The 25,044-nt window shown below is 29.2% G+C and carries 25 protein-coding genes and 2 other annotated features; of the genes, 16 read left to right on the forward strand and 9 right to left on the reverse strand.

Going from position 1 to position 25,044, the window contains the following annotated elements; genetic code table 11:
- The first annotated feature begins 150 nt into the window (after window positions 1–150).
- Together GXK56_RS25760 and GXK56_RS25765 are read left to right on the forward strand one after the other, a co-directional pair.
- Complete coding sequence (locus tag GXK56_RS25760) at window positions 151–834, forward strand: response regulator transcription factor (protein WP_160692879.1); 684 nt, start codon at window positions 151–153, stop codon at window positions 832–834.
- A 3-nt stretch (window positions 835–837) separates the two neighbouring features.
- Window positions 838–2,235: a HAMP domain-containing sensor histidine kinase gene (locus tag GXK56_RS25765; protein WP_160692880.1), complete on the forward strand. Its 1,398-nt coding sequence runs from the start codon at window positions 838–840 to the stop codon at window positions 2,233–2,235.
- Window positions 2,236–2,342: 107 nt separating this feature from the next.
- Here the strand turns inward: GXK56_RS25765 and GXK56_RS25770 are convergent, their stop codons facing one another.
- The 5 genes from GXK56_RS25770 to GXK56_RS25790 form a co-directional block, all read right to left on the reverse strand.
- A complete protein-coding gene (locus GXK56_RS25770; RefSeq protein ID WP_160692882.1) occupies window positions 2,343–2,711 on the reverse strand; it encodes a DUF2085 domain-containing protein in 369 nt (122 codons plus the stop codon).
- Window positions 2,712–2,714: 3 nt separating this feature from the next.
- Window positions 2,715–3,014 (reverse strand): zinc ribbon domain-containing protein, encoded by a 300-nt coding sequence (locus GXK56_RS25775; protein WP_160692884.1) that lies wholly within the window; start codon window positions 3,012–3,014, stop codon window positions 2,715–2,717.
- Between the two features lie 244 nt (window positions 3,015–3,258).
- Window positions 3,259–3,567: a zinc ribbon domain-containing protein gene (locus tag GXK56_RS25780; RefSeq protein WP_160692886.1), complete on the reverse strand. Its 309-nt coding sequence runs from the start codon at window positions 3,565–3,567 to the stop codon at window positions 3,259–3,261.
- Between the two features lie 63 nt (window positions 3,568–3,630).
- Window positions 3,631–4,005, reverse strand: a complete 375-nt coding sequence (locus tag GXK56_RS25785; RefSeq protein ID WP_160692888.1) for a DUF2085 domain-containing protein — start codon at window positions 4,003–4,005, stop codon at window positions 3,631–3,633.
- Window positions 3,998–4,291: a zinc ribbon domain-containing protein gene (locus GXK56_RS25790; RefSeq protein ID WP_160692890.1), complete on the reverse strand. Its 294-nt coding sequence runs from the start codon at window positions 4,289–4,291 to the stop codon at window positions 3,998–4,000. The genes GXK56_RS25785 and GXK56_RS25790 overlap by 8 nt, the downstream gene beginning before the upstream one ends.
- Window positions 4,292–4,496: 205 nt before the next feature.
- Window positions 4,497–4,745 (forward strand) — a binding site (T-box leader).
- Window positions 4,746–4,888: 143 nt separating this feature from the next.
- On the opposite strand from GXK56_RS25790, the gene ileS reads away from it, so the two are divergent.
- From ileS to GXK56_RS25805, 3 genes are all read left to right on the forward strand, one after another.
- Complete coding sequence (gene ileS, locus GXK56_RS25795) at window positions 4,889–8,002, forward strand: isoleucine--tRNA ligase (protein WP_160692892.1); 3,114 nt, start codon at window positions 4,889–4,891, stop codon at window positions 8,000–8,002.
- A 244-nt stretch (window positions 8,003–8,246) separates the two neighbouring features.
- Window positions 8,247–9,245, forward strand: a complete 999-nt coding sequence (locus GXK56_RS25800) for a LacI family DNA-binding transcriptional regulator (RefSeq protein WP_160692894.1) — start codon at window positions 8,247–8,249, stop codon at window positions 9,243–9,245.
- A gap of 74 nt (window positions 9,246–9,319) precedes the next feature.
- Window positions 9,320–10,690 carry an MATE family efflux transporter gene (locus GXK56_RS25805; RefSeq protein ID WP_160692896.1) on the forward strand — a complete coding sequence of 457 codons (1,371 nt, stop codon included), beginning with the start codon at window positions 9,320–9,322 and terminating at the stop codon, window positions 10,688–10,690.
- A gap of 120 nt (window positions 10,691–10,810) precedes the next feature.
- Here GXK56_RS25805 and GXK56_RS25810 read toward each other — a convergent pair whose 3' ends face one another.
- Window positions 10,811–11,071: a hypothetical protein gene (locus GXK56_RS25810; protein WP_160692898.1), complete on the reverse strand. Its 261-nt coding sequence runs from the start codon at window positions 11,069–11,071 to the stop codon at window positions 10,811–10,813.
- Between the two features lie 393 nt (window positions 11,072–11,464).
- A complete protein-coding gene (locus tag GXK56_RS25815; RefSeq protein WP_160692900.1) occupies window positions 11,465–11,650 on the reverse strand; it encodes a hypothetical protein in 186 nt (61 codons plus the stop codon).
- A 156-nt stretch (window positions 11,651–11,806) separates the two neighbouring features.
- Here GXK56_RS25815 and GXK56_RS25820 point away from each other — a divergent pair, with 156 nt between their 5' ends.
- The gene (locus tag GXK56_RS25820; RefSeq protein ID WP_160692902.1) at window positions 11,807–12,382 is read left to right on the forward strand and encodes a nucleoside recognition domain-containing protein; all 576 of its coding nucleotides are present in this window, start codon (window positions 11,807–11,809) and stop codon (window positions 12,380–12,382) included.
- A 35-nt stretch (window positions 12,383–12,417) separates the two neighbouring features.
- Entirely contained in the window at window positions 12,418–12,942 is a 525-nt protein-coding gene (locus GXK56_RS25825) for a nucleoside recognition domain-containing protein (protein ID WP_160692904.1), read from the forward strand.
- Window positions 12,943–13,146: 204 nt separating this feature from the next.
- Here the strand turns inward: GXK56_RS25825 and GXK56_RS25830 are convergent, their stop codons facing one another.
- Window positions 13,147–14,028 carry a hypothetical protein gene (locus tag GXK56_RS25830; protein WP_160692906.1) on the reverse strand — a complete coding sequence of 294 codons (882 nt, stop codon included), beginning with the start codon at window positions 14,026–14,028 and terminating at the stop codon, window positions 13,147–13,149.
- A 158-nt stretch (window positions 14,029–14,186) separates the two neighbouring features.
- Here GXK56_RS25830 and GXK56_RS25835 point away from each other — a divergent pair, with 158 nt between their 5' ends.
- Both GXK56_RS25835 and metG read left to right on the forward strand, forming a co-directional pair.
- Window positions 14,187–15,431, forward strand: coding sequence for an aminopeptidase P family protein (locus tag GXK56_RS25835; protein ID WP_160692908.1), 1,245 nt, complete (start codon window positions 14,187–14,189; stop codon window positions 15,429–15,431).
- A gap of 70 nt (window positions 15,432–15,501) precedes the next feature.
- Window positions 15,502–15,745 (forward strand) — a binding site (T-box leader).
- A gap of 285 nt (window positions 15,746–16,030) precedes the next feature.
- A complete protein-coding gene (metG, locus tag GXK56_RS25840) occupies window positions 16,031–17,968 on the forward strand; it encodes a methionine--tRNA ligase (RefSeq protein ID WP_160692910.1) in 1,938 nt (645 codons plus the stop codon).
- A gap of 317 nt (window positions 17,969–18,285) precedes the next feature.
- Here metG and GXK56_RS25845 read toward each other — a convergent pair whose 3' ends face one another.
- Window positions 18,286–19,020: a GntR family transcriptional regulator gene (locus GXK56_RS25845; RefSeq protein ID WP_160692912.1), complete on the reverse strand. Its 735-nt coding sequence runs from the start codon at window positions 19,018–19,020 to the stop codon at window positions 18,286–18,288.
- Window positions 19,021–19,404: 384 nt separating this feature from the next.
- On the opposite strand from GXK56_RS25845, the gene udp reads away from it, so the two are divergent.
- The 7 genes from udp to GXK56_RS25880 all read left to right on the forward strand — a co-directional run.
- Window positions 19,405–20,187, forward strand: coding sequence for a uridine phosphorylase (gene udp, locus GXK56_RS25850; RefSeq protein ID WP_160692914.1), 783 nt, complete (start codon window positions 19,405–19,407; stop codon window positions 20,185–20,187).
- 28 nt (window positions 20,188–20,215) lie between these two features.
- Window positions 20,216–20,617 carry a cytidine deaminase gene (gene cdd / locus GXK56_RS25855; protein ID WP_160692916.1) on the forward strand — a complete coding sequence of 134 codons (402 nt, stop codon included), beginning with the start codon at window positions 20,216–20,218 and terminating at the stop codon, window positions 20,615–20,617.
- 79 nt (window positions 20,618–20,696) lie between these two features.
- Window positions 20,697–21,887 carry a phosphopentomutase gene (locus GXK56_RS25860; protein ID WP_160692918.1) on the forward strand — a complete coding sequence of 397 codons (1,191 nt, stop codon included), beginning with the start codon at window positions 20,697–20,699 and terminating at the stop codon, window positions 21,885–21,887.
- Window positions 21,888–21,907: 20 nt separating this feature from the next.
- Window positions 21,908–22,591, forward strand: a complete 684-nt coding sequence (locus GXK56_RS25865) for a hypothetical protein (RefSeq protein WP_160692920.1) — start codon at window positions 21,908–21,910, stop codon at window positions 22,589–22,591.
- Window positions 22,592–22,623: 32 nt separating this feature from the next.
- Window positions 22,624–23,337, forward strand: coding sequence for a purine-nucleoside phosphorylase (gene deoD, locus GXK56_RS25870; RefSeq protein WP_160692922.1), 714 nt, complete (start codon window positions 22,624–22,626; stop codon window positions 23,335–23,337).
- Between the two features lie 23 nt (window positions 23,338–23,360).
- Entirely contained in the window at window positions 23,361–24,470 is a 1,110-nt protein-coding gene (locus GXK56_RS25875; RefSeq protein ID WP_160692924.1) for a BMP family ABC transporter substrate-binding protein, read from the forward strand.
- Window positions 24,471–24,617: 147 nt separating this feature from the next.
- The coding region (locus GXK56_RS25880) for an ATP-binding cassette domain-containing protein (RefSeq protein ID WP_160692926.1) at window positions 24,618–25,044 on the forward strand (427 nt) is incomplete at its 3' end.

A 25,044-nucleotide genomic window follows, 5' to 3' on the forward strand; every position in this document is an offset into this window, starting at 1 on the left:
AATAATGGATAATAAATCGAGCGAAATTATTGCCAACTTTTACTTGACTCAAACAAACTAAATAAAGTTAAGCAATCATTAAGGAATGTATTATATAATTAGATTAAATTAACGAAAAGATATACACATATATATTTAGGGGTGAATTTAATGATAAAAATATTGCTTGTTGAAGACAATATGGAAATAAGTAAAAATATAGCGGAATATTTTAAAGGTGAAGTAGAAATAGAGCCTGTTTATAATGGGGAAGATGCAATTGAATATTTAAATGCTTATACTTATGATGTTGTAATACTAGATCTTATGCTACCTGGAATAGGTGGAATTGATGTATTAAAACATATGTCTAAAAGTTTTTTAAATACAGGAGTAATTATATTAACAGCTAAGGAAGAATTAGGAGATAAGCTTAAGGCATTTAATTTAGGAGCCAATGATTATTTAACTAAACCATTTTTTATGGAGGAATTAAAGGCTAGAATTAATTCTATATTAAAAAGTATGGGAAAAGTTAAAAAGCCCAATGTACTTGAATTTAAAAATATGCAGATAGATATGAAAACCAAGAGAGTCTATATAGATGATAATGAAGTGGAATTAAATGAAAAACTATATAAGCTTCTTGAATTTCTGGTTATAAATAAAAACGTATTATTATTTAAAGAGCAGATATTTGATAATGTATGTGGATATAACAGTGATGCTGCAACTGAAATAATTGAAGTGTATATAAGCAGATTAAGAAAACAGTTGGCGCTTTTTGGATATGGTAAATATCTTATAACCAAGAGAGGTATGGGATATTTATTAGATGAAAGCTTAGAGGATTAGTTTATGAAAAAGGATATATTTTCAACTACAAAAAAAAGTATTATAGCTATAAGTACAAGTGTAGTATTTGGATGCTTAATTATTTTTGCACTTGTAACTAATGCACTATATTCTTCTAAAGTATTAGATAATGTTGATCGTCAAATTCTAGAACAGAAAAAAATATTAACAGAGCATATAAATATTTCTGATTATCAAAAGATTTTTGATTCAACAAATTTTATGGATCATGAACGAAATTTCAAAGGTGAAGATGAAATTCCACTGTCAGATGCTAATATAAGGGGTGAGATTTCAAATAAATCTGAAAATCAAAAGGATGTTCAGTTTAAAGAGTTTGACGGAAGACCAAATGGAAAGTTTATGAAAATACCACCTAACTTAATTGTAATTATATATAAAAATGATACTTTTGAAGTTATGAGTAAAAATTTATATTTTACAGAAGATGATTTACCTGTTCTTCCACAAGATTCAGAAAAAGATATAGTAACATTGACATTTCCTTTGAACAGTAAAGATTATAATTTCAGAGGTATTACAATAAATAATGGTGAATATAAAATTCAAGTAATTGCTAATATTGATTCAGAAGTATATTCCTTAAATAGACTGAGGACTTCCATAATAGTAAGTTTAGTTATACTTATCATTATTGCGGCAATTCTCTCAGCGTATCTTGCAACCAGAGTTATAAAACCTATTAGACAAGCATATGATAAGCAGGTTTATTTTGTCCAAGATGCATCCCACGAAATGAGAACTCCATTGGCTGTAATAAAGGGAAAATTAGAATTGTTGGCTCATTCATGGGGAGATACAATAGATGATCATTTTGAACATATTTCAAAAATGATGACAGAAGTAAGAGGCTTGGAAAAGCTAAATACTGATTTATTGTTGCTATCTAAAGAAGATTTAGATTTAGCAGCTAATATAACTAATTTCAAGTTAGATGATTTTATTAATGATCTAAGTGAATTTTATACTGAGTTAGCTGAAATTAAAGAAAAAACTTTTAAAGTTAATAAGCCTAAAGAAGAAATACTTGTTCAATGGGATTATGATAAGATTAAAAGAGCTATTGTCATATTATTAGAAAATGCATTTAAATATACTAGAGCTAATGGTGAAATAAATTTAAATATTCAGAACATGAATAAATATGTTAAGGTAACAGTTAAAGATAATGGAATAGGAATTAAAGAAGAAGAACAAAAGCGTATATTTGATAGATTTTATAGAAGTGAAGTTGTAAGGGGCCAAAACATTAGTGGAACTGGAATTGGACTTAGCTTATTAAAATCTATTTCAAAGAATTTTGGAATAAAGCTTAAGGTAAATTCTAAATATGGAGAAGGTTCTGAATTTATATTAATTATTTCAAAAATAATAAAATAAAAAAATAAGCCATCTTATAAATTCAGATTTATTTATAAGATGGCTTTATATAGTTAAGAAACTAATAAATAATGACATAATATATATGAATAGTATTTTATAAACAGCTATTTGAACATTATATAATTATAAAACCAATTCCCAGATTGAAAACCTAAAACACAAGCTAATCTAAACAAACATACAGTTGATATTCCAGCTAAAATTCCAGTTAATAATCTTCTAGTATTAGTACTTTGAAAGTATCCAAGATACTGTCCAGTTCCATCAATTAATAGTGGAATCATTAATAATAGTTCCAACAAAATATGTATACCCTTAAATATGAGTATATGAATAATTCCAATAATATAGCCTATTAATATTCCAGTACAGCGCGCACATATAGGAAATTGATGACCTCTAAAGAAAAAAGATCTTTCAGGAATTTGATGACAAAAGAACATATATTTTAGAATTTTTTGATAGTCAAACATTCGTTATAGACGACTTGCAAAATGTCCTAAAAAGCTTAATGCAAATGTTAAGATGTAGAATACAACCCAAGCAACTATTCCACCTATCATCCATTTACATATTAATTTAGCGCTTTGAGGTTTCTCATCTTTCCACATGAAGTATAGAATTATTCCGACTACCGGAAAACAACATGATGCAACACCAGCTAAATGAGATGGATTGTCTACACTATTAGAACTACTCTTGCCAGTAGCAACGCCACAGTGTATGCAAACATCAGCATTATCATCTATTTCTTGTCCACAATTTTTACAAAACATTACAAATATCCCCCTTAAAATTTTCTAATTAATCAAATTAATGGGTACATTATACCATCAATATAAGTTATACGTAAATACATAAATCAAATCAACTAATTATAAAATGGTAAAAACTTATTAGAATGTGAAAGAAAAAAAGAAACTGTCGCATTAAGAAGCAATTTAGAATATGCTTTGTGCGACAGCTCTCTTAGCTGTATTTAACATAAAATTAAGCATTTAAAAATAGAAAAGCAAGTATTTAGTATTTAGAGGCTATAACTCCTATTAAGATTATAAATAAAAAGTATAGAATAAAAGCAATAACTCCTAAAGCTAATCCAGCTAAGGTCCACTTAATAACTAAGCTAGCACTCTTAGGTTTTTCATCTTTCCAAATGAAGTATAATATTATACCAATGATGGGGAAACAACAGCCAGCAATCCCTGGTAAGTGAGATGGTTCATCCTTTTTATTAAGTGGAGAACCATTTTTATCTGTAGCAACACCACAATGTATACATACGTCAGCATTATCATCTATTTGTTGCCCACAATTTTTGCAAAACATTATTATATATCACTCCTGTAAAGATTATTATTTAACTACAACATTTTAATTTAAAGGTGGTAGTTAGCGCAACAGGCTTAATATGTAATCTTGAGCCCATTGTAGACATTGAAGCCAAAACACAATTACCATTCTTGATAAACATATAAAAGATATGCCTCCTAAAATTCCTGTAATTAATCTTCTTATATTAGTGCTTACAAAGTACCCTTTGTATTGGCCAATTCCATCAATAAGTAAAGGCACCATAAGTATGAGTTCAAACGTGTAACCTAATTTATTATAAAAAATTATATAAAGTATTCCAATAATATAACCTATTAAGATTCCAGTACACCTAGCGCATATAGGAAATTGACGTCCCCTAAAGAAGAAAGATCTTTCAGGCATTCTATGGCAATAAAACATATACTTTAAAATTATTTTTAAATTAAACATTTGCCATAACAGCTATAAGAACATATATTATACTTAAAATTATATTGACAGCTATACCAGCTAATGTCCATTTAATTACTAGTTTAGCGCTTAGTGGTTTTTTATCTTTCCATACGAAGTATAGAATTATACCAACTATAGGAAAACAGCATCCAGCTATTCCAGGTAAATGAGATGGTTTATCTTCTGAGTTTAATGGAGAACCATTTTTCCCAGTAGCAACACCACAGTGTATGCAGATATCTGCACTATCGTCTATTTCTTGTCCACAGTTTTTACAAAACATTATTATTCACTCCTTGATTAAAATTATTTTTTGGAATTACAACCATAGTATACCATTATAGTAATCATAACGTAAATACATATAATAATGGTATAATATATAATTAACACAAATTAGTATTAATTATAATTTATCTAAATAATTATAGAATCAATATTTTACTATGAATTGACATTTAAAAATCATTAATATATAATTATTACAATAAAAGACTGTGATTAGGAAAAGTACCTTGAGTCATTAATTTTAGAGAGTAGCTGTTTGGTGGAAAGCTATATTAAGTTTGAGGGAAAATCACCTAGGAGTTGGAGACTGAAAGGCAGAAAGTTGCTAAATAAGTCATCACGTAAGGCCTGCGTTAAAGGATAGAGTATGTATGTACTTGAAATTAAGCATTTAAATTTTATTTAAATGTTCACCTTAGGTGGTTTGCGAATTCAACTTCGTCCTGTAGGATGGAGTTTTTTTATTTTTAATTTTAAGGAACCTAAGAATATTAAATATAAAATCAGATTAAAAAATTACGAAGTAATTTTATCTTCAACTGTTAACTGTTAACTGTTAACTGCAAACTGAATTAATGGAAGGGGAAAAGAAATGTATAATAAAGTAGATTCGTCAAAAGGCACTGTAAATATGGAAAAAGATATTGCAAAGCTTTGGAAAGAAAAAGATGTTATAAAAAAGAGTTTTGATTCAAACCAAGATGGAGAGTATTTTACTTTCTATGATGGACCTCCAACAGCTAATGGAAAGCCTCATGTTGGTCATATTTTAACAAGAGTTATGAAGGATATAATTCCAAGATATAAGGTTATGAAAGGCTATAAGGTTTTAAGAAAAGCTGGATGGGATACTCATGGATTACCAGTAGAATTAGAAATAGAAAAGAAGCTTGGAATTTCTGGGAAAGAACAAATTGAAGATTTTGGTGTAGAAAAGTTTATTAAAGAATGTAAAGATAGTGTATTTTCATACGTAAGCTTATGGGAAGAAATGTCACATCAAATTGGATATTGGGTTGATATGGAAGATCCATATGTAACTTATCATGATGATTATATAGAATCAGAATGGTGGGCATTAAAGAAATTGTGGGATAAAGGTTTATTATACAAAGGTCATAAGGTAATGCCTTACTGTCCAAGATGTGGAACAGCTTTATCATCTCATGAAGTTGCTCAAGGGTATAAAGATGTTAAAGATTTAACTGCAACAGCTAAGTTTAAAGTTAAAGGAGAAGACAAAAAGTATATTCTTGCTTGGACAACAACTCCTTGGACATTACCATCTAACTTAGCATTATGTATAAATAAAGCATACACTTATGCTGATGTTAAAGTTGGTGATGAAGTTTATGTATTAGCTAAGGACTTAATAGGAACTGTTCTTGGAGATACAGAACATGAAGTAATCAGAGAATATAAAGGTGAGGAATTACTAGGTACTGAATATGAACAATTACTACCTTTTGCTAAGGTTGAAGGTAAAGCATTTGTAGTAATTCATGGAGATTATGTAACACTTTCAGATGGTACTGGTATAGTACACATTGCACCAGCTTATGGTGAAGACGATAGTTTTGTTGCAAAGCAAAATGGCATTACATTTGTAAATTTAGTAGATGCAAGTGGTAACTTCGTAGAAGAAGTAACTCCATGGGCAGGAAAATTTGTTAAGAAGTGCGATGAAAGTATTTGTAATTACTTAGAAGAAAATAATAAATTATTTAATAAGCATAAGCACCTTCACTCATATCCTCATTGCTGGAGATGTGACACACCACTTTTATATTACCCAAAAGATAGTTGGTTTGTTGCAATGACTCAAATGAGAGATAAATTACTTGAAAATAATAATAAAGTAAACTGGTATCCTGATAATATTAGAACAGGAAGATTTGGTAAGTTCCTTGAAAATGTTATTGACTGGGGTATTTCAAGAGATAGATATTGGGGAACACCACTTCCAATATGGCAATGTGAATGTGGTAATAGAGAATGTATAGGAAGCAGAGCTGAATTAGAAGAAAAAGCAACTGTAGATTGCAAAGGAATTGAATTACACAAACCATATGTTGATGGAATTAAATTAAAATGTTCTGAATGTGGTAAGGAAATGACTAGAACTAATGAAGTAATTGACTGTTGGTTCGATTCAGGATCAATGCCTTTTGCACAATGGCACTATCCATTTGAGAACAAAGAGAAATTTGAAAAGAATTTCCCAGCTCAATTTATATCAGAAGCTGTTGACCAAACAAGAGGTTGGTTCTATACATTAATGGCATTATCAACATGTTTATTCGATATAAATCCATTTGAAAACTGTATAGTATTAGGTCACGTATTAGATAAAAAGGGACTTAAGATGTCTAAGTCTAAAGGAAATGTTGTTGATCCATTTGAAGTATTAAATAGTCAAGGAGCAGATGCTACAAGATGGCATTTCTATACTGCAAGTGCTCCATGGTTACCAACAAGATTCTCTACAGATGATGTTGCAGAAACTCAAAGAAAGTTCTTAGGAACTTTATGGAATGTATATTCATTCTATGTGTTATATGCTGAAATAGATAATTTTGATCCAACTAAGTATACAGATTTTGTTTCAGACAATGTAATGGATAAATGGATTATATCTAAGCTAAATACATTAATTGAAACAGTTGATGATGGATTAAACACTTATAAGATTACTCAAGCAGCTTTAGCTATTGAAGATTTTACAGATGAATTATCAAACTGGTATGTAAGAAGAAACAGAGCTAGATATTGGACACAAGAATTAACAGATGATAAGATTGGTGCTTATGTAACATTATATAAGGTTTTAGTTAACTTAGTTAAGGTAGCATCACCATTTGTACCATTTATGACAGAAGAGATTTATCAAAACTTAGTTTTAAATCTTGATAAGAATGCACCAGAAAGTATTCACTTATGTCCTTGGCCAGAAGTAAATAAAGAGGCTATAAACGAAGAATTAGAAAAGGAAATGGATTTAGCTTATACATTAGTTAAGCTTGGAAGAAGTGCTAGAAATGCTGCAAACATCAAAAATAGACAGCCACTTTCAGAAATGCTTATTTCAACAAAATCACTTCCAGAATACTATGGAGATATAGTAAAAGAAGAATTAAATATCAAGATGGTTGAATTAGGAGCTGATCTTTCTAAATATGTTAATTTTGAAATAAAGCCAAATCTTCCTGTTATAGGTAAGATGTATGGTAAGTTAATTCCACAAATTAAAAATGCAATTGCAGAAAAGAACCAAATGGAATTAGCTCAAAAGATACAAAATGGTGGAAGTGAAACTATTAATGTTAATGGTACAGAAATAGTTCTTACAAATGAAAATCTATTAGTTACAATGCAAGGGTTAGAAGGCTATGCATTTGCTGGAGAAGGTGAATTTGGAGTTGTATTGGATACTACTATAACACCAGAACTTCAAGAAGAAGGTCATGTAAGAGAAACTATTTCAAAGATCCAAAATATGAGAAAAGATAAAGGTTTTGAAGTTGCAGATAAAATAAAACTTTATGTTGCAGACAATGCTATGTTATTAGATGTTATTAAAAAGTTTGAAGAAACAATTAAGAAAGAAACTTTAACTTGTGAAGTTATTTATAATGGAGAAGCTGATTACTCAGAAGCAGTTATAAATGGTGAAATCTTAAAGATGACTGTTGAAGTAATAAGATAATAATTAATGACTAGGAATTAAAGGCTGACCTTAATATTCCTAGTCATATTATTTTCAAATAAAAATAATATTAAAGATACTAATACTTTTAGATTATTTTATAAAATTATAAATTTAAGACTAAAAATTATAATTATTGACAAAACTTATATTAAAATAATAAATTATTGTAAGTTTTGTTGATTTATGAGGCATTATATTAGTATAATGAATTTATCTAGAAAAATTCAAAGGAGGAATAATTATGGCTACTTCTATTAAGGATGTTGCAAAAGAAGCTGGAGTATCAATTGCAACCGTTTCTAGAGTTTTAAATGATATCGATGTAGTAAACGAAGATACTAAGAAAAAAGTCGTAGATGCAATAAAGAAGCTAGGATACAGACCAAACATAGTCGCAAGAAGTTTAAAAACTCAAAAAACAAAAACAATAGGAATTTTACTCCCAGACATATCTAACCAATTTTATCCAGAAATCGTAAGAGGCGCTGAAGATGTTTCAAATATATACGATTACAATATAATCTTATGTAATTCAGACCTTGATATTGAAAAGGAAAAAGAATATTTAAGAGTACTTAGAGAAAAAATGGTTGACGGTGTAATTTATATGAGTAGTTCTCTGAATGAAGAAATTTTAGAGTTAATCAATGAATTAGATTTGAAAACTGTATTAGTTGAAACAAAAGATAAAGATGGTGCACTGCCAAGTGTAACTATTGATAATGTTAAAGCTTGTTATGATAGTACTAAGCTATTAATTGATAAAGGCATAAAGGAAATTGCTTTTATAGGAGCAGAAAAAGAGAACAAGAACGCTTGGGGAGACAGATATGTTGGATTTGAAAATGCTATGAAGGAAGCTGGAATTGAAGTTGATCCTGACTTAGTTTATTTTGGTTCAATGAAAGTTAAGAGCGGATATGAAGGAATACAAAAATTCTTAAAGGGAAAGAAGAAATACAAAGGTGTAGTATGTGCATCTGATGAAATTGCTATGGGTGCGATAAATGCTTTAAGAGATAATAAAGTTAAGGTACCAAAAGATGTAAGTGTAATAGGTTTTAATGATAATTATGCTGCGTCAATATTCTATCCTAAGATTACAACAATATCTCAACCAACTTATGATATGGGTTCAGTTGCAATGAGAATGCTTATAAAACTTTTAAACAAGAAAGAAATAGAAGAACCACACTATGTATTAGAGCATCAATTAGTTGAAAGAGAAAGTACAATTTAAATTAAGATTAAAGCTATTCCAAAGAGGAAACTATTTTGGAGTAGTTTTTTTGTGGAAGAGCAAAGGAGGTATTTATGAATAATCAAAATAGATTAGGTGAAATGAAGATAGGAAAGTTAATTTTAGAATTTTCAATTCCAGCTATTATAGGAATGATAGTTAATACTTTGTACAATATAATTGATAGAATATTTATTGGACATATAGAAGGAATTGGAAATCTTGCGATGGCTGGTGTTGGAATAACTATGCCACTAATGTTTATAATTATGGCTTTTGGTATGCTTATAGGAATTGGTACAGCTACTAGAATATCAATAAAGCTTGGACAGCATGATAAAGAAGGGGCAGAGAAGCATTTAGGAAATGCATTTACGCTCATAATAATTATAAGTATTGTTTTAACAATACTAGGACTTACACTTTCAAATCCTCTTCTAAAAATGTTTGGAGCAAGTGAAAATATTTTAGGTTATGGGGAACAATTTATTCAAGTAATTTTTATAGGATGTATATTTAATTTAATGAGCTTTGGACTTAATCACTCAATTAGAAGTGATGGAAGTCCTAAGATTGCAATGGCAACTATGCTTATAAGTGCAATAATAAATATTATTTTAGATCCTATATTTATATTTTGGTTAGGACTTGGAGTTAGAGGAGGTGCCCTTGGAACTGTTGTTGCTCAAATAATCAGCAGTATTTGGATACTATATTATTTTACTAAGGGAGCTAGTACTCTTAAGATTAGAAGAAAGAACTTAAAATTGGATAAAAGTGTAGTTTTAAGTATATTTGCAATAGGGGTTGGTCCTTTTAGTATGCAGATTGCTCAGAGTTTAGTTCAAGTAGTTTGTAATAATTCATTACAGACTTATGGTGGAGATCTAGCTGTAAGTGCAATGACAATAATAAATAGTTTAGCAATGGTGTTTTTAATGCCGATTTTTGGATTGAATCAAGGACTTCAACCTATAATAGGTTATAATTTTGGAGCTGAGAAGCATGATAGAGTTAATCAGGCAGTAAAGTATGGAATAATTACGGCAACTATAATAGTAACTGTTGGATTCATAATAATTGAAGGCTTTTCAGAAAAACTAGTTATAATATTCAATAATGATCCAAAACTTATAGAAATTACTTCTCATGGAATGAAAATATTTTTAATTATGTTACCACTTATTGGAGGACAAATAATAATAACTAATTATTTTCAATCAATTGGAAAAGTAAAAATATCTATGGTATTAAGTTTATTAAGACAGGTTATAATATTAGTTCCAAGTTTAATAATAATTCCAATGTTCATTGGATTAACAGGTGTATGGGCAGCTGGTGCAGTATCTGATTTATTGTCAGTGGCAATAACCATAATTGTATTTATAAAAGTATCTAGAGATACTAGAAAAAATCAAAGCGAAAAAGAAATTGTATTAGATTAATAAAATAAGGCCATCTCAAAATCATTTCTAAATAATTTTGAGATAGCCTTATTTTTATTTTACATTTAATATATTATACAAACTTGAATGTAAAGCTTCATAAAGATTAGGTATTGTTGTTTAATAATATGGATACTTAATCCATGGATATTCGTTAATATCAATGACATTAAAAAATAAAGACTTACCAAGATTACTTTCACTTATTGCTGAATGTGCCATATTGCAAGCTTTTTCTTTATGAAGGAAATAATTACATCTAAAAAAAATACGGATTCCTTCTCTTTTAACATACTTAAAAATATTAATATCTTCAATTTGAATATTTTCCACTATGTTTATTATATCGTCTTGTCTTAAAGCGCAATTTACTATAATCATAAGCATCAACCTCTTTTAATAAATTTTATAAAACAAAGCTAATCTTAAATTGTCGACTTTAATACTGTTTTATTATCATTATTATAAGTGAAATTGGATATAATTTCAATAAAAATATGACAAAAAATAATATTTTATGTAGTTTTTTGATGGAAATATGGTTGTGAGTTTAAATTAATGTATTTTTGGGTGAAATAGTTATAATTAAATTAAAAAATAAGTGGATACTTATAACATAAAAAGTAATATCAATACAATGAGATTGTTGGTTATTTTTAGTGAATTATAAATGATAAAATAGATATAGGCTAATAATTTTCAAAATAAAACTGTACCTAATAAAATAAGATTATCAGGTACAGTTTATAAGATAAATAATAATTTTTATGTAGATTAAATGATTCCTTCACTTTTTAAAAGGTCTTCTAATTTTTGAACTCTATCTGTTAAACTTATAAACTTTTCTTTTAATTGTTCCTTAGAGGAATCATCATCACTTATAAATTTTTCCATATCCTCTACAGTTTTTAAAGCTTCTTCAACATCTTGTTGGGCCATTTTTAAATTCGAATCATTCATGAAAAATTCTCCTTGCAATAAATATTTTATATTATGTTAATTTTATTAGTTATAAATAAAAGTTTATAACTAAGTTTAGTAATTATATCCTATCACTACTAAAAAATAAGTGCAAGGAATATAAATGTAAAAGAATAATTATAAGATGGAGGATACATGATTAATTATATTTGGTTTGCTTTAATCTTTTGCGGTATTCTATTTGGATTAATAAGTGGAAATGGAGAAATCATATCTAAAGCTATAATTAATTCATCTGGAAGTACAGTTACTTTTATTATAGAACTTACAGGTATAATGTGTTTTTGGTGTGGTGTTATGAAGGTTGCTGAAAATAGTGGACTTACAGGAAAGATATCAAGAGTATTAAAACCTATTCTTAAGTGTATATTCAAGGAAGCTGCTAAAGATGAAAAGACCTTAGGTGCTATAGTTATGAACCTTACTGCGAATATGATGGGATTATCTAATGCAGCAACACCTTTTGGGATTAAAGCTATGGAAGAAATGGATAAGCTTAATAAGGATAAGGAAACAGCTTCAAATGATATGGCACTTTTTTTGGTTTTGAATGCAACCTGCATTCAGTTGATTCCTTCAACAATAATTTCTATAAGAGCAGCATGTAATTCTGTAAATCCAGGAATAATAATAATTCCAACTTTAATATCAACTGCAACAGCAGCTGTTGTTGGTGTAATATGCTGCAAAATATTGCAAAGGTACTTTTGAAATAATAATTTGATTTACAGGAGGAACAGTAATTTATGTTCAGCTATTTAAGTAAAAGCATAATACCAATAATATTTTTACTTATTATAACCTATGGAATGATTAAAGGAAGAAAAGTTTATGAATGGTTTATTGAAGGTGCCAAGGAAGGATTAAAAGTAACATTAAGAATATTTCCATATCTTTTAGCGATGATAATTGCAGTACAAATATTTAAAGAAGCAAAATTAATGGATTTATTAAATAATTTAATAGCACCAGCTGCAAATATAATAGGATTACCTAAAGACCTTATACCTTTGATAATAATAAAGCCTTTATCAGGAAGTGGCGCAATTGGTGTGTTTACAGATTTAATAAAAAGTGTTGGAGCAGATACAAGAACTGGTCTTATAGCATCAGTTGTAATGGGAAGTACGGAAACTATATTTTATACAATAACTGTTTACTTTGGCGCAATTAAGGTAAAGAAAATAAGACATACCTTGTGGGCAGCAGTTTTTGCGGATATGACAGCTATAATTATGGCTATCATCATGGTAAATTCATTTATCTCTTAATAATGAGTGATATAAAAAATCATAAAGATTTATATATTGCCTAAATATTTAGAGATGCTATAATGTATAAAACAGTAGATAACCTTTCAAAAAAACTATCTACTGTTATAAATGATTAATGGGTAGGGATATTATGTTAAATAAATCATAAAAGCTTATTTGGGTATTTTATTACTTCCATCAGTAGTTAATTTATAATAAAAATTAAAGAGCATTATCTTTATCTATATTTGAGGATTGGAATCTTAATGAACTTATAGAGTCATAAAGTGACTGCTGAAATTTCATATTTGAATTTCTTTTATACAAACTCATATTGCCTAATTCAAATAATCTATTAATGGCACTTGTTGCTGATGAATGAGCATCAAGAAATGTATGGTAAAGTTGTGATTTATCATTATCCACATCTTCAATTGCTTTTTCAATTGGCTTTAAGATTTTTTCCTCTATTATAGATGTATTTTCCAATAAAAACTTTGTGTCTAATTTATTTTTAAAGTGTTCATCATTCAAGGAGTTTTTGTTAGAAGTATTATTTAAATTATTAGAATCTAATTGAGTAGAATCTAATGCTATATAAATTGGCTTAGATAACAAAATGCTTGTTTTTCCATTGGTGTCTTGTATGGGAATAGTTTTACAATCAATAGTGGAATCATTTCCAGATTTATTACTATTCATTAGCTTATCAAGATGATTTAATAATTTTTCTGCTTGAGCTTCAATTTTACTTTTATCTTCTTCGGTTGAAGAAGAGTCAGTATATTGTTTGGATAATTCTTTAAGTTTGCAGCCAATAGTGTCTATAGTATCTAAATATGTCTTTTTTTGATTCAAAAAAGACATTCCTGTTTGAGCACCCATTTCTGATTTTTCACTTAAATCTAATTTTTCAATGAGACGTTTCATTTCAGGTGTAATAGTTTTATTCACATTATTTGAATGTGGAATTTCATTATCTTTTTTGCTGCCAATAGAAGAGTTATTTGTGTTTAGAATATTTTTATTATGAATGTTATTTACATTATTTTGTGATAAATAAGCAGCATTTTTATAATGTAATGTTATATTTTCACTAGTCATTTTAAAATCCTCCTTCTAATTAGTACATTTAATTATCGGAGCTGCATTTAATTTATTTATATTACATTAATGGATGAAATTAACACTTTATCTTTATTTTTAATACGTTTTGAAGTAATATGGAATTATAATGTACATATTAAAAAAGGAGAACGAAGATGAACAAGGATATTTATATAAATAATAGAAATAAACTTATGGAAACAATAGGAGAAGATTCAATAGTAATATTATTTGCAGGGAAAGCTCCTAAAAAAACAGGTGATGAATTATATGAATTTACCCCAAATAGAAATTTTTATTACTTAACAGGAATTGAGGAACAAGAACATATAGTTGTATTATCAAAGTCAAATGAAACTATAAGTGAAAAATTATTTCTAAAAGATATAGATTTAGATGCTGAAATGTGGAATGGAAAGACTTTAAGAGATAATGAAGGAAAAGAAATTTCGGGAATAGAAGAAGTTGCATATATGAAGGAATTCAGCTCATATATACATAGAGCTATTAATGGATCAGAAAGTATAAATATATATTTAGATTTGGATAGAGAAGCAATTGATGAACCAGATTCTGAAGCTAATATTTTTGCAAGAGAAATTAGAAATAAATATCCTCAAGTTATAATAAAGAATCTTTCAAGCAAGATTGCACCTCTAAGAATAATTAAGTCGCAAGAAGAAATAGAACAAATGAAAAAAGCTATAGATATAACAATTGAAGGCGTAAAATCATTAATGAAAAATGCCAAACCTGGAATGAAGGAATATGAGCTTGAAGCATATTTTGATTTTGAATGTAAAACTAATGGTGCTAAGGATTATGCTTTTAAAACAATAGCAGCGGCTGGAAAGAATGCAACAATACTTCATTATGCTAAAAACAATAGTAAAATAAGAGATGGGGAATTAATACTTTTTGATTTAGGAGCTCAATGGAATTTATATAATGCTGATATTACAAGAACTTTTCCTGTGAATGGAATGTTCACGGATAGGCAAAAAGAAGTATATGAAGCAGTTCTTAGAGTAAATAAGGCAGTAATCGAAAAGATAAAACCAGGATTAAATTATAAAGAACTTAATTCATGGGCTACAGATTTAATTGCTGAGGAATGTATTAAATTAGGAATAATTAAAGATAAGAATGAAGTGAGAAAATACTATTGGCACAGTATAGGCCATAGTTTAGGATTGGATACTCATGACGTAGAGCCTCAAGGAAGAAACTTTACCTTTGCTGAAGGAATGGTATTTACTGTAGAACCAGGAATATATATAGGTGAAGAAAGTATTGGTATAAGGATTGAAGATGATGTTTTAGTTACTAAGGATGGATGTGAAGTTCTAACTAAAGAAATGATTAAGGAAGTTAATGAAATTGAGGAATTTATGAAATAAATCATTAATATAAAAATAATAATTGATTAAATTGGGAAAATTAGATACAATATATAATGTTAAAAGAAATTAAGATGCAATGAAGAGAAGAGTAGTAAAAGAATCATTCTATAAGAGAGCTGACATATGCTGAAAGTTGGTGTTTGTGAATTTTATGAAGATGGTCTTAGAGCATGCTTTTTGAGCCAAAATAAAATGGTTAGGGAAGTACGGGAGCAACCGTTATATTGCAAGGTGATGATGGTCACCTGCTGAGTTACTCATTGTGAAGTGAGTAAAAATTAGAGTGGTAACGCGTATAATACGTCTCTATATAGGTTTTAATATACCTATATAGAGATTTTTTTATTCATAAATTAAAAGTTTTATACTATCTTTTGTTTAAGATTTTATTTTAGTAAATTTGTAATTACATAGATAAATATTCTGAAGAATATTAGAATATTTATTCTTCAGAATATGCGCTTAAAATCGCAGCTGAGGGTGTATTCATAATAAAATGATTTTAAAGACACTAGGTAGATAATATTAAAAAATAAATTTCAATGAATAATTAAATAAAATATTATCATTGTTTAAAATAAGGAGGACAAAAAATAATGTGTACAGATTGTAAAAAAACATATTATATTACAACACCAATTTATTATCCATCAACAAAGCTTCATATAGGAAATACCTATACAACTGTAGCTGCTGATGCTTTAGCTAGATTTAAGAGATTAACGGGCTATGATGTAATGTTTTTAACAGGAACAGATGAACATGGACAAAAAATTCAAAGAATAGCTGAAGAAAAGGGAATTACACCAAAACAACATGTAGATGAAGTTGTTGCAGGCATTAAAGATCTTTGGAGTATGATGAATATAAGCTATGATAAGTTCATTAGAACAACTGATGATTATCATATTAAAGCAGTTCAAGATATATTTAAGAAATTATATGACCAAGGAGATATATATAAGAGTTCTTACGAAGGTTGGTATTGTACACCTTGTGAATCCTTCTGGACTGATACTCAATTAGTAGATGGAAACTGCCCTGATTGTGGAAGACCAGTTGAAAAATCAAAGGAAGAAGCTTATTTCTTTAAGATGAGCAAATATGCTGATAGATTAATTAAGTATATCGAAGAGAATCCAGAATTCATCCAACCAGAATCAAGAAAGAATGAAATGTTAAATAACTTCTTAAGACCAGGGCTTCAAGACCTTTGTGTTTCAAGAACAAGCTTTAACTGGGGAGTTCCTGTAACTTTTGATGAAAGTCATGTTGTATATGTTTGGATTGATGCATTATCAAACTATATAACAGCTCTTGGATATGGCCAAGATAACAAAGAATTATATGATAAATATTGGCCAGCAGATGTACATTTAATAGGTAAAGATATTTTAAGATTCCATACTATTTATTGGCCAATTATGTTAATGGCTTTAGATTTACCACTTCCTAAACAAGTATTTGGTCATGGATGGTTACTTGTTGATGGTGGAAAAATGTCAAAATCTAAAGGAAATGTAGTAGATCCAGTTGTACTTGTAAATGAATTTGGAGTTGATCCTGTAAGATATTATTTATTAAAAGAGATTCCATTTGGAGCAGATGGATTATTTAATAATGAAATATTCATAAAGAAGATAAATTCTGATTTATGTAATGACTTAGGAAATCTTTTATCAAGAACAGTTGCAATGGTTGAAAAATACTTTGGTGGAGAAATGCCAGCACAGGTTGATAAAGAAGCTATTGATGATGAATTAATAAACTTAGCTTTAGCTGCACCAGGAAAAATTGAAGCAGCTATAAATGAATTAAATATACCACAAGCTTTAGAATATGTTTTTGATATAATAGGAAGAGCTAATAAGTATATTGATGAAACTACTCCATGGATATTGGCTAAGGATGATGCTAAAAAAGCTAGACTTGGAACAGTTCTTTATAATTTAGCTGAAAGTATTAGATTTGCATCAGTAATGATTTCTGCCTTCTTACCAGATACAGCTAAGAAAATTAATGTACAAATAAATACAACTGAAATTTCATGGGAGTCATTAAAAACATTTAATGGAACAAAAGCTGGAACTAAGGTAGTTAAAGCTGAAAATTTATTCCCAAGAATAGATGTTGAGAAAAAATTAGAAGAACTTGAAGCTTTAAAGGCTGCGGCTCAACCAGCTAAGAGAGAAATTACTCCAATAAAAGAAGAAATCTCAATTGAAGATTTTGAAAAAATAGACTTAAGAGTTGTTAAAGTATTAGCTTGTGAACCAATTAAAGGAGCTAAGAAATTATTAAAATTAAAAGTAGACTTAGGTGGAGAAGAAAGACAAGTGGTTTCTGGAATAGCAAATTACTATAAGCCAGAAGAGTTAGTAGGGAAAAATGTAGTATTAGTTGCTAATTTAAAAGCAGCAAAACTTAGAGGTGAATTATCACAAGGTATGATTTTATGTGCTGCAACTGATGATGATAGTATATTAAAAGCAGTTGATCCAGGTGATCTTGAAACTGGAAGCATAGTAAGATAAGAATTTTAAAGAAATTTAAATATATATGTTTCAACTTAGAAAGTTAAATAGAATTAATCATGTAGTCATGGATTTTATTAAATAATCATTTTGCAGCATATATAAAGCAATAAAAACAAATAGTTATTATAAAAAAATAGAACGTCTCACTTAGGGGGGTGAGACGTTCCTTAACCATTATGCCTAATGGTTAAAAGGGGTAAATAATAATGCTTTAACTACTTTACAATTTTGATTTTACGACAAGATTATGTCAATTAGGTGTCAAAATAAATTATTTTTTGAATAATTTATTTTGACACCTAATTATATTTAGTTTATTTTTGAGGATGAAATTTAATGGAACTAGAGTCTATAGGTAAATAATGCTTATTAGAGGTAATAGGAATTTCATTATCATTGTATATAGTTTCTTGTATTAAATGAAATTGGTTTTTATCTGAAATTGGACTGGTTTTAGCAGCAAAATTTCCTGCAGTTGAATATTTTATCTCAACTAATATATTATTGGAGATTTTATATATTTCTTTTTCTAAGAATTTTAGGAATTCATCTGTGTCATTTAAATCTATATTAAGTTTTGAAATAGTCTCTATTGGTAATAAGGTGAAGGTATAAGCTACTACCTTTCCTTGTGATTTATACCACCTGTCTACTAGAACTACAACAGCAGTTTTCTTTACTAAAATCTGATTAAAATAATCTGTTGATGGTTCTAAACGCAATTTCATTTCAACATCATCAATAGTACAATTCATACACTTGTATATAGGATGGCCTATAGTTTCAAGTCCAATGTCATTATTAGTGTTGGATTTTACAATAAAATTTCCTTTACCTCTTATGTTGTTTACTAAGCCATCATCTTGTAACAGCGAAAGAGCTTGCCTTAAAGTAGTTCTACTAACACCAATTAGTTTTGCTAATTCAGGTTCAGATGGTAGTCTGCTTCCTTCAGGAAACGTACCTTCATTTATCATTTTAAATAGTTGATTATATACACTTACATATCTTAATTCCTTTGGCTTTTCTATTAAATCGATTTCGTTCATAAAATATCACCTTTCTGCTAATATACTTGTTTAGACAAGTGAACGTATTAAATTATAAGTTTCTCAATAAAAAAATAGTTTATATGTAATATATTTTAAGTTGGTAATATAGACAATTACTGTATTTTTTAGAGGCCGTCAATATTGATTAAGCACGAGTTACTCTGATTTCTTATTTATATTCTATCATAGATTTATAAATAATAATAAGTATAAATTATAAAAATATTAAAAAAACTTGACACAATATAATAGACATGATATTCTCAGAATATAGACAAGGGTACAAGATATTAGACAAGATTGAACGATGTTTATTTTTTACGACACGACTGTAATCGTATTCTGATTTTAATTTAGATGGAAATAAATGGAGGGATATAAATGAATTATTCACAAGGTTCTGGTAAACAATATCATATAAATGTTGGAGATGGAGAAGTAGGAAAGTATGTTATATTACCAGGAGATCCTAAAAGGTGTGAAAAGATAGCTAAATATTTTGATAATCCGCAACTCATTGCTGATAGCAGAGAATATGTAACTTATACTGGATTTTTAGATGGAGTTAAAGTAAGTGTTACATCAACTGGAATTGGTGGATCGTCAGCGTCCATAGCGCTTGAAGAGTTGGTAAACTGTGGCGCAGATACATTTATTAGAGTAGGAACATGTGGTGGAATGGACATAAATGTTAAGGGTGGAGACATGGTTGTAGCTACTGGGGCAATTAGAATGGAAGGTACTAGTAAGGAATATGCACCGATTGAATTTCCTGCTGTTGCAAATCTTGATGTGATAAATTCGTTAGTGGATGCTTCAAAAGAGTTGAATAAGATATATCATGTAGGAGTTGTCCAATGCAAAGATTCATTTTATGGACAGCATTCTCCAGAAACAAAGCCAGTTGGATATGAATTAATAGATAAGTGGAATGCATGGATAAAATGTGGATGCCTTGCATCTGAAATGGAATCAGCTGCATTGTTTGTAGTGGGTAATTATTTAAGAGTTAGAGTTGGTTCAGTATTCTTAGTAGTAGCAAATCAAGAGCGTGAACGTTCAGGTATGGAAAATATACAAGTACATGATACAGAAGCAGCAATACAAGTTGCAGTTCAAGCACTAAGAAATTTAATAAAAGCAGATAAGGAAAAATCTTTATAAATTTTAATAAGCTAATTGGGAGGTAAATATGGAAGGATATCAAGATCTTTTAGAAAGAGCTTTTAAAGCAATGGAAAATGCATATGCACCTTATTCAAATTATCATGTTGGAGCTTGTGTTTTTACTAAGGATAATAAATATTTTATTGGTGCAAATATTGAAAATGCATCTTATGGTTTAACAAATTGTGCTGAAAGAAATGCAATTTTTCAAGCTTATTCAAATGGATATAGAAAAAATGATATACACGCAATAGCAATTGTAAGCGATGGTAAGACATTAGCTACTCCATGTGGAGCTTGTAGACAGGTGTTAGTAGAGTTATTAGAAAAAGATACTCCAATAATTTTGTCTAATCATAAGATTGAAAAAATTACAAATATTCAAGAATTATTACCAATGTCTTTTACGGACGAAGATTTAAAATAAGAAAGTTTAGTTATTAAAAATAGATAAATTTATGTTATGCAAAATTAGCTTTTGAATGCTAATTTGGAAAGGATGGAATATGAAGAAGTATAAGAGAATTTTCACAATTGTAATTGATTCACTTGGAGTAGGAGAAATGGATGATTCAAAAGATTATGGGGATGTTAATGTAGATACACTTGGACATATCTCACAATCAGTACAGGATTTTAAGATTCCTAATTTACAAAGATTAGGTTTGGCGAATTTACATCCAATTAAAAATGTAGAACCAGTTGAAAAGCCATTAGGGTATTTTATGAAAATGAAAGAAGCAAGTGTAGGTAAAGATACAATGACAGGCCACTGGGAAATGATGGGCTTAAAAATAGAAAAGCCGTTCCAAACATTTACGGACACAGGTTTTCCAAAGGAATTATTAGATGAATTAGAAAAAAGAACAGGTCATAAAATAGTAGGTAATAAGAGTGCAAGTGGTACAGAAATATTAGATGAACTTGCTGAACATCAAATAGAAACAGGAGATATGATTGTATATACTTCAGCTGATTCAGTTTTGCAAATTTGCGGACATGAAGAAACTTTTGGTTTAAACGAACTTTATAGATGCTGTGAAATTGCAAGAGAATTGACATTTAAGGATGAATGGAAAGTAGGAAGAGTTATAGCAAGGCCATATTTGGGAATGAAGAAAGGCGAGTTTAAACGTACAAGTAATAGACATGATTATGCTTTAAAACCATATGGAGAAACTGCGCTTAATGTCTTAAAAAATAATGGATTTGATGTAATATCTGTTGGTAAAATCAATGACATATTTGATGGAGAAGGTATAACTGAATCAAATAAATCAAAGAGCTCGGTTCATGGTATGGAACAAACCTTAGAAATAATGGATAGAGATTTTAAGGGACTATGCTTCATTAACCTAGTTGATTTTGATGCATTATGGGGACACAGAAGAAATCCAATTGGATACGCAGAAGAATTAGAAAAATTCGATATTAATTTAGGAAAAGTAATAGATAAATTAGGAAAAGATGATTTGTTAATAATTACAGCAGATCATGGTAATGATCCAACATATAAAGGTTCTGATCATACACGTGAATTTGTTCCTTTTGTATCATATTCACCAGCTATGACTGGTAGTGGATTAATAGAAACAAGTGATAGTTTTGCAGCTATTGGGGCTACAATTGCAGATAATTTTGGATTAAAAATGCCTAAAAATACAATTGGTAAATCAGTATTAGAAAAACTTGTTTAAAAGTTTAACGGTATTGATTGATGAATAAAAAAATCAATAAAATAAAAGAAAAATTATATCAAGGTCTTTTAGCAAGAATATTAATAGCAGTATTAGGTGTTGCAATTGTAGGCTTTGGCCTTGCATTTAATTCATCAGCAATGTTAGGAAATGACCCAGTTGCAGTTTTTTATGATGGAGTCCGAAATTTGTGTGGGTTACCTCGAGAAAAGCTTGGACTAGTAACAAATTTTATTAATTGCACTTTTATAGCTACCATGTTCATACTTGGACGAAAATATATAAATATAGGAACATTTATTTATACATTACCAATGGGCAGTTTTATTGACTTAGGTTTTAAGATACATGGGATTCTAAATATTTCAGAAACTTTAAATGGAAGAATATTTACTGCCTTTTGTGGTTGTTCAATGTTGTTTTTAGGTGTTGGAATTTTCATAGCTACAAATATTGGGATGGATCCGTGTACAGGTATTGTCATTATTGTTAGAGATAAAATAAAGAACCAATATAAAACAGCAAAGATAATCTGTGATATTTCCATGCTGGTATTAGGATTTGCATTTGGTGGGAAGATAGGTGCAGTTACAGTTATTTCAGCATTAATTGCAGGACCAACTATACAGAAGATATCAGAAATTGTTGATAGGAAAATTCTAAAATGGGTTAAGTTAAGTGAATTAATTCAAAATAAGAGTTAAATTAATAAATAAAATTTTAGGAGGACAAAATTATGACAAATATACCAACTCCCCATATTGGGGCAAAATCAGGAGAGATAGCAAAAACAGTATTAATGCCAGGTGATCCTTTAAGAGCAAAATTTATTGCAGAAAACTTCTTAGAAGAGGTTACTCAATTTAATACTATTAGAAATATGTTTGGATATACTGGAAATTATAAAGGAAAACGCATTTCGGTTATGGGAGGCGGAATGGGAATGCCATCTATTGGTATCTATTCTTATGAATTATTTAATTTTTATGATGTAGATAATATTATTCGAATTGGAACTGCAGGAAGTTTATCTGAGAAGTTAAATTTACGCGATGTTGTAATCGGTTTAGGTGCATCTACTAATTCAAATTATGCGTCTCAATATAATCTACCTGGAACTTTTGCTCCAATTGCAAGTTTTAATTTAGTTAGTAGTGCAGTTGAAAAAGCAAAAGAAAATAATATAAATGTTGTTGTAGGAAATATATTATCATCTGATACATTCTATTGCAAAGATAAAACAGCAACAGATAGATGGAGAAGTATGGGTATTCTTGCAGTAGAAATGGAAGCGGCTGCTCTATATATGAATGCTGCAGAGGCAGGAAAAAATGCATTATGCTTACTTACAATTTCTGATAACGTTTTAACTGGAGAATCGCTTTCAGCTGAAGATAGACAATTAGGTTTTACAGAAATGATGAAAATTGCTCTTGAAATAGCAGAATAATAAATCCGTAGGAGGAGAAATTTATGAAAAAAAGATTACTATCATTATTAGCAGTTTCAGCTATAACAATTACATTATTTGCTGGGTGTGGAAGTTCATCAAGTGCTGGAGATAAAGCAGGTAAAGGTGAAGAAAAATTAAAAGTAGGTATGGTAACAGACTCAGGAACAATAGATGATAAGTCATTTAACCAAGGTACTTGGGAAGGGTTAGAAAAGACAAAAGCGGATTTTGGAACAGAAACAAAATATGTTAAACCAAGTGGTGAAACTGAAGCTGATTACTTAAAGAACATTGGGGATCTTATTGATTCAGGATATAAGCTAATAGCTACTCCAGGATTTAAATTTGAAACAGCTATTTTCAAAGCACAAGATCAATATAAAGATGCTAAATTTGTTTTAATTGATGGTACTCCAAATGATGGTGCTACACCAAAAGCAACTTATAAGGTAGGAGAAAATGCAGTATCTATCTTATTTGCTGAACATCAAGCAGGATTTATAGCTGGAGTTGCAGCATCAGTTCAACTTAAAGAAGGGGAACTAGGATTTATTGGTGGTATGGAAATTCCAGCAGTTCAAAAGTTTAACTGGGGATTCCAACAAGGTGTAGATTACGCTAACAAAAATTTAGGAACTAAAATGTCATTAAAGAAAGAAAATGTAGTATATCAAGGTACATTTAATGATACAGCAGCTGGTCAACAACTTGCGGCACAAATGTATGACAGAGGTGTTAAAGCAATCTTCTGTGCAGCTGGTGGAGTTGGTAATGGTGTTATAACTGAAGCTAAAGCAAGAGCAGCAACTGGAAAAGGTGCTTGGGTGATTGGTGTTGACAGAGACCAATATCAAGATGGTGTAGGAGCAGATGGAAAGTCAGTAGTTCTTACTTCAGCTGTAAAGAAGGTAGAAGCAGCGAGCTATGAAATGGTTAAACAATTAAAAGAAGGAAAATTCCCAGGTGGTCAAACATTAACATTTGACATTACTAAGGATGCAGTTGGTATTCCAGTGAAGAATCCAAACTTAACTGATGATACAATGAAAGTAGTCAATGATGTAGTTTCAAAGCTTAAGGATGGTTCTGTTAAAGTAAATGATAAAAATGATGGGGCATTAATTAAATAAATTCCTAAAACAATGTAGTTAGTGTTCTGCTAATATAAAAGAAGGATGGATTTCTACAAGGTTTAAAACTGATGGGAAATTCATCCTTTATTCATATGCAAATATAATATATTAAATAATCAGAGTTAAAATAAGGAGGAGTTTATAATGGAATATGTAGTTGAAATGCTAAATATTCGAAAGGAATTCCCAGGAATAGTAGCAAATGATGACATTACCCTTAGGTTAAAAAAAGGTGAAATTCATGCGTTGCTTGGTGAAAATGGAGCTGGTAAGTCTACATTAATGTCAGTACTTTTTGGAATGTATCAGCCAGAAGTGGGAATTATAAAGGTAAGAGGAAAAGAAGTAAAAATATCAAATCCTAATGTTGCAAATGATTTAGGAATAGGAATGGTACACCAACATTTTAAATTAGTAGAAAATTTCACTGTTACAGAAAATATTATTTTAGGCTGCGAACCTAGAAAAGGATTAGTAGTTGATGTTAAAACTGCAGCTAAAAAGATTGAGGAATTGTCTAATAAATATGAATTAAAAGTTGACCCATATGCAAAGATAGAAGATATAACAG

Origin of the sequence: Clostridium sp. C2-6-12 (genome assembly GCF_009928485.1) — a bacterium.
Taxonomy (GTDB): Bacteria; Bacillota; Clostridia; order Clostridiales; family Clostridiaceae; genus Clostridium.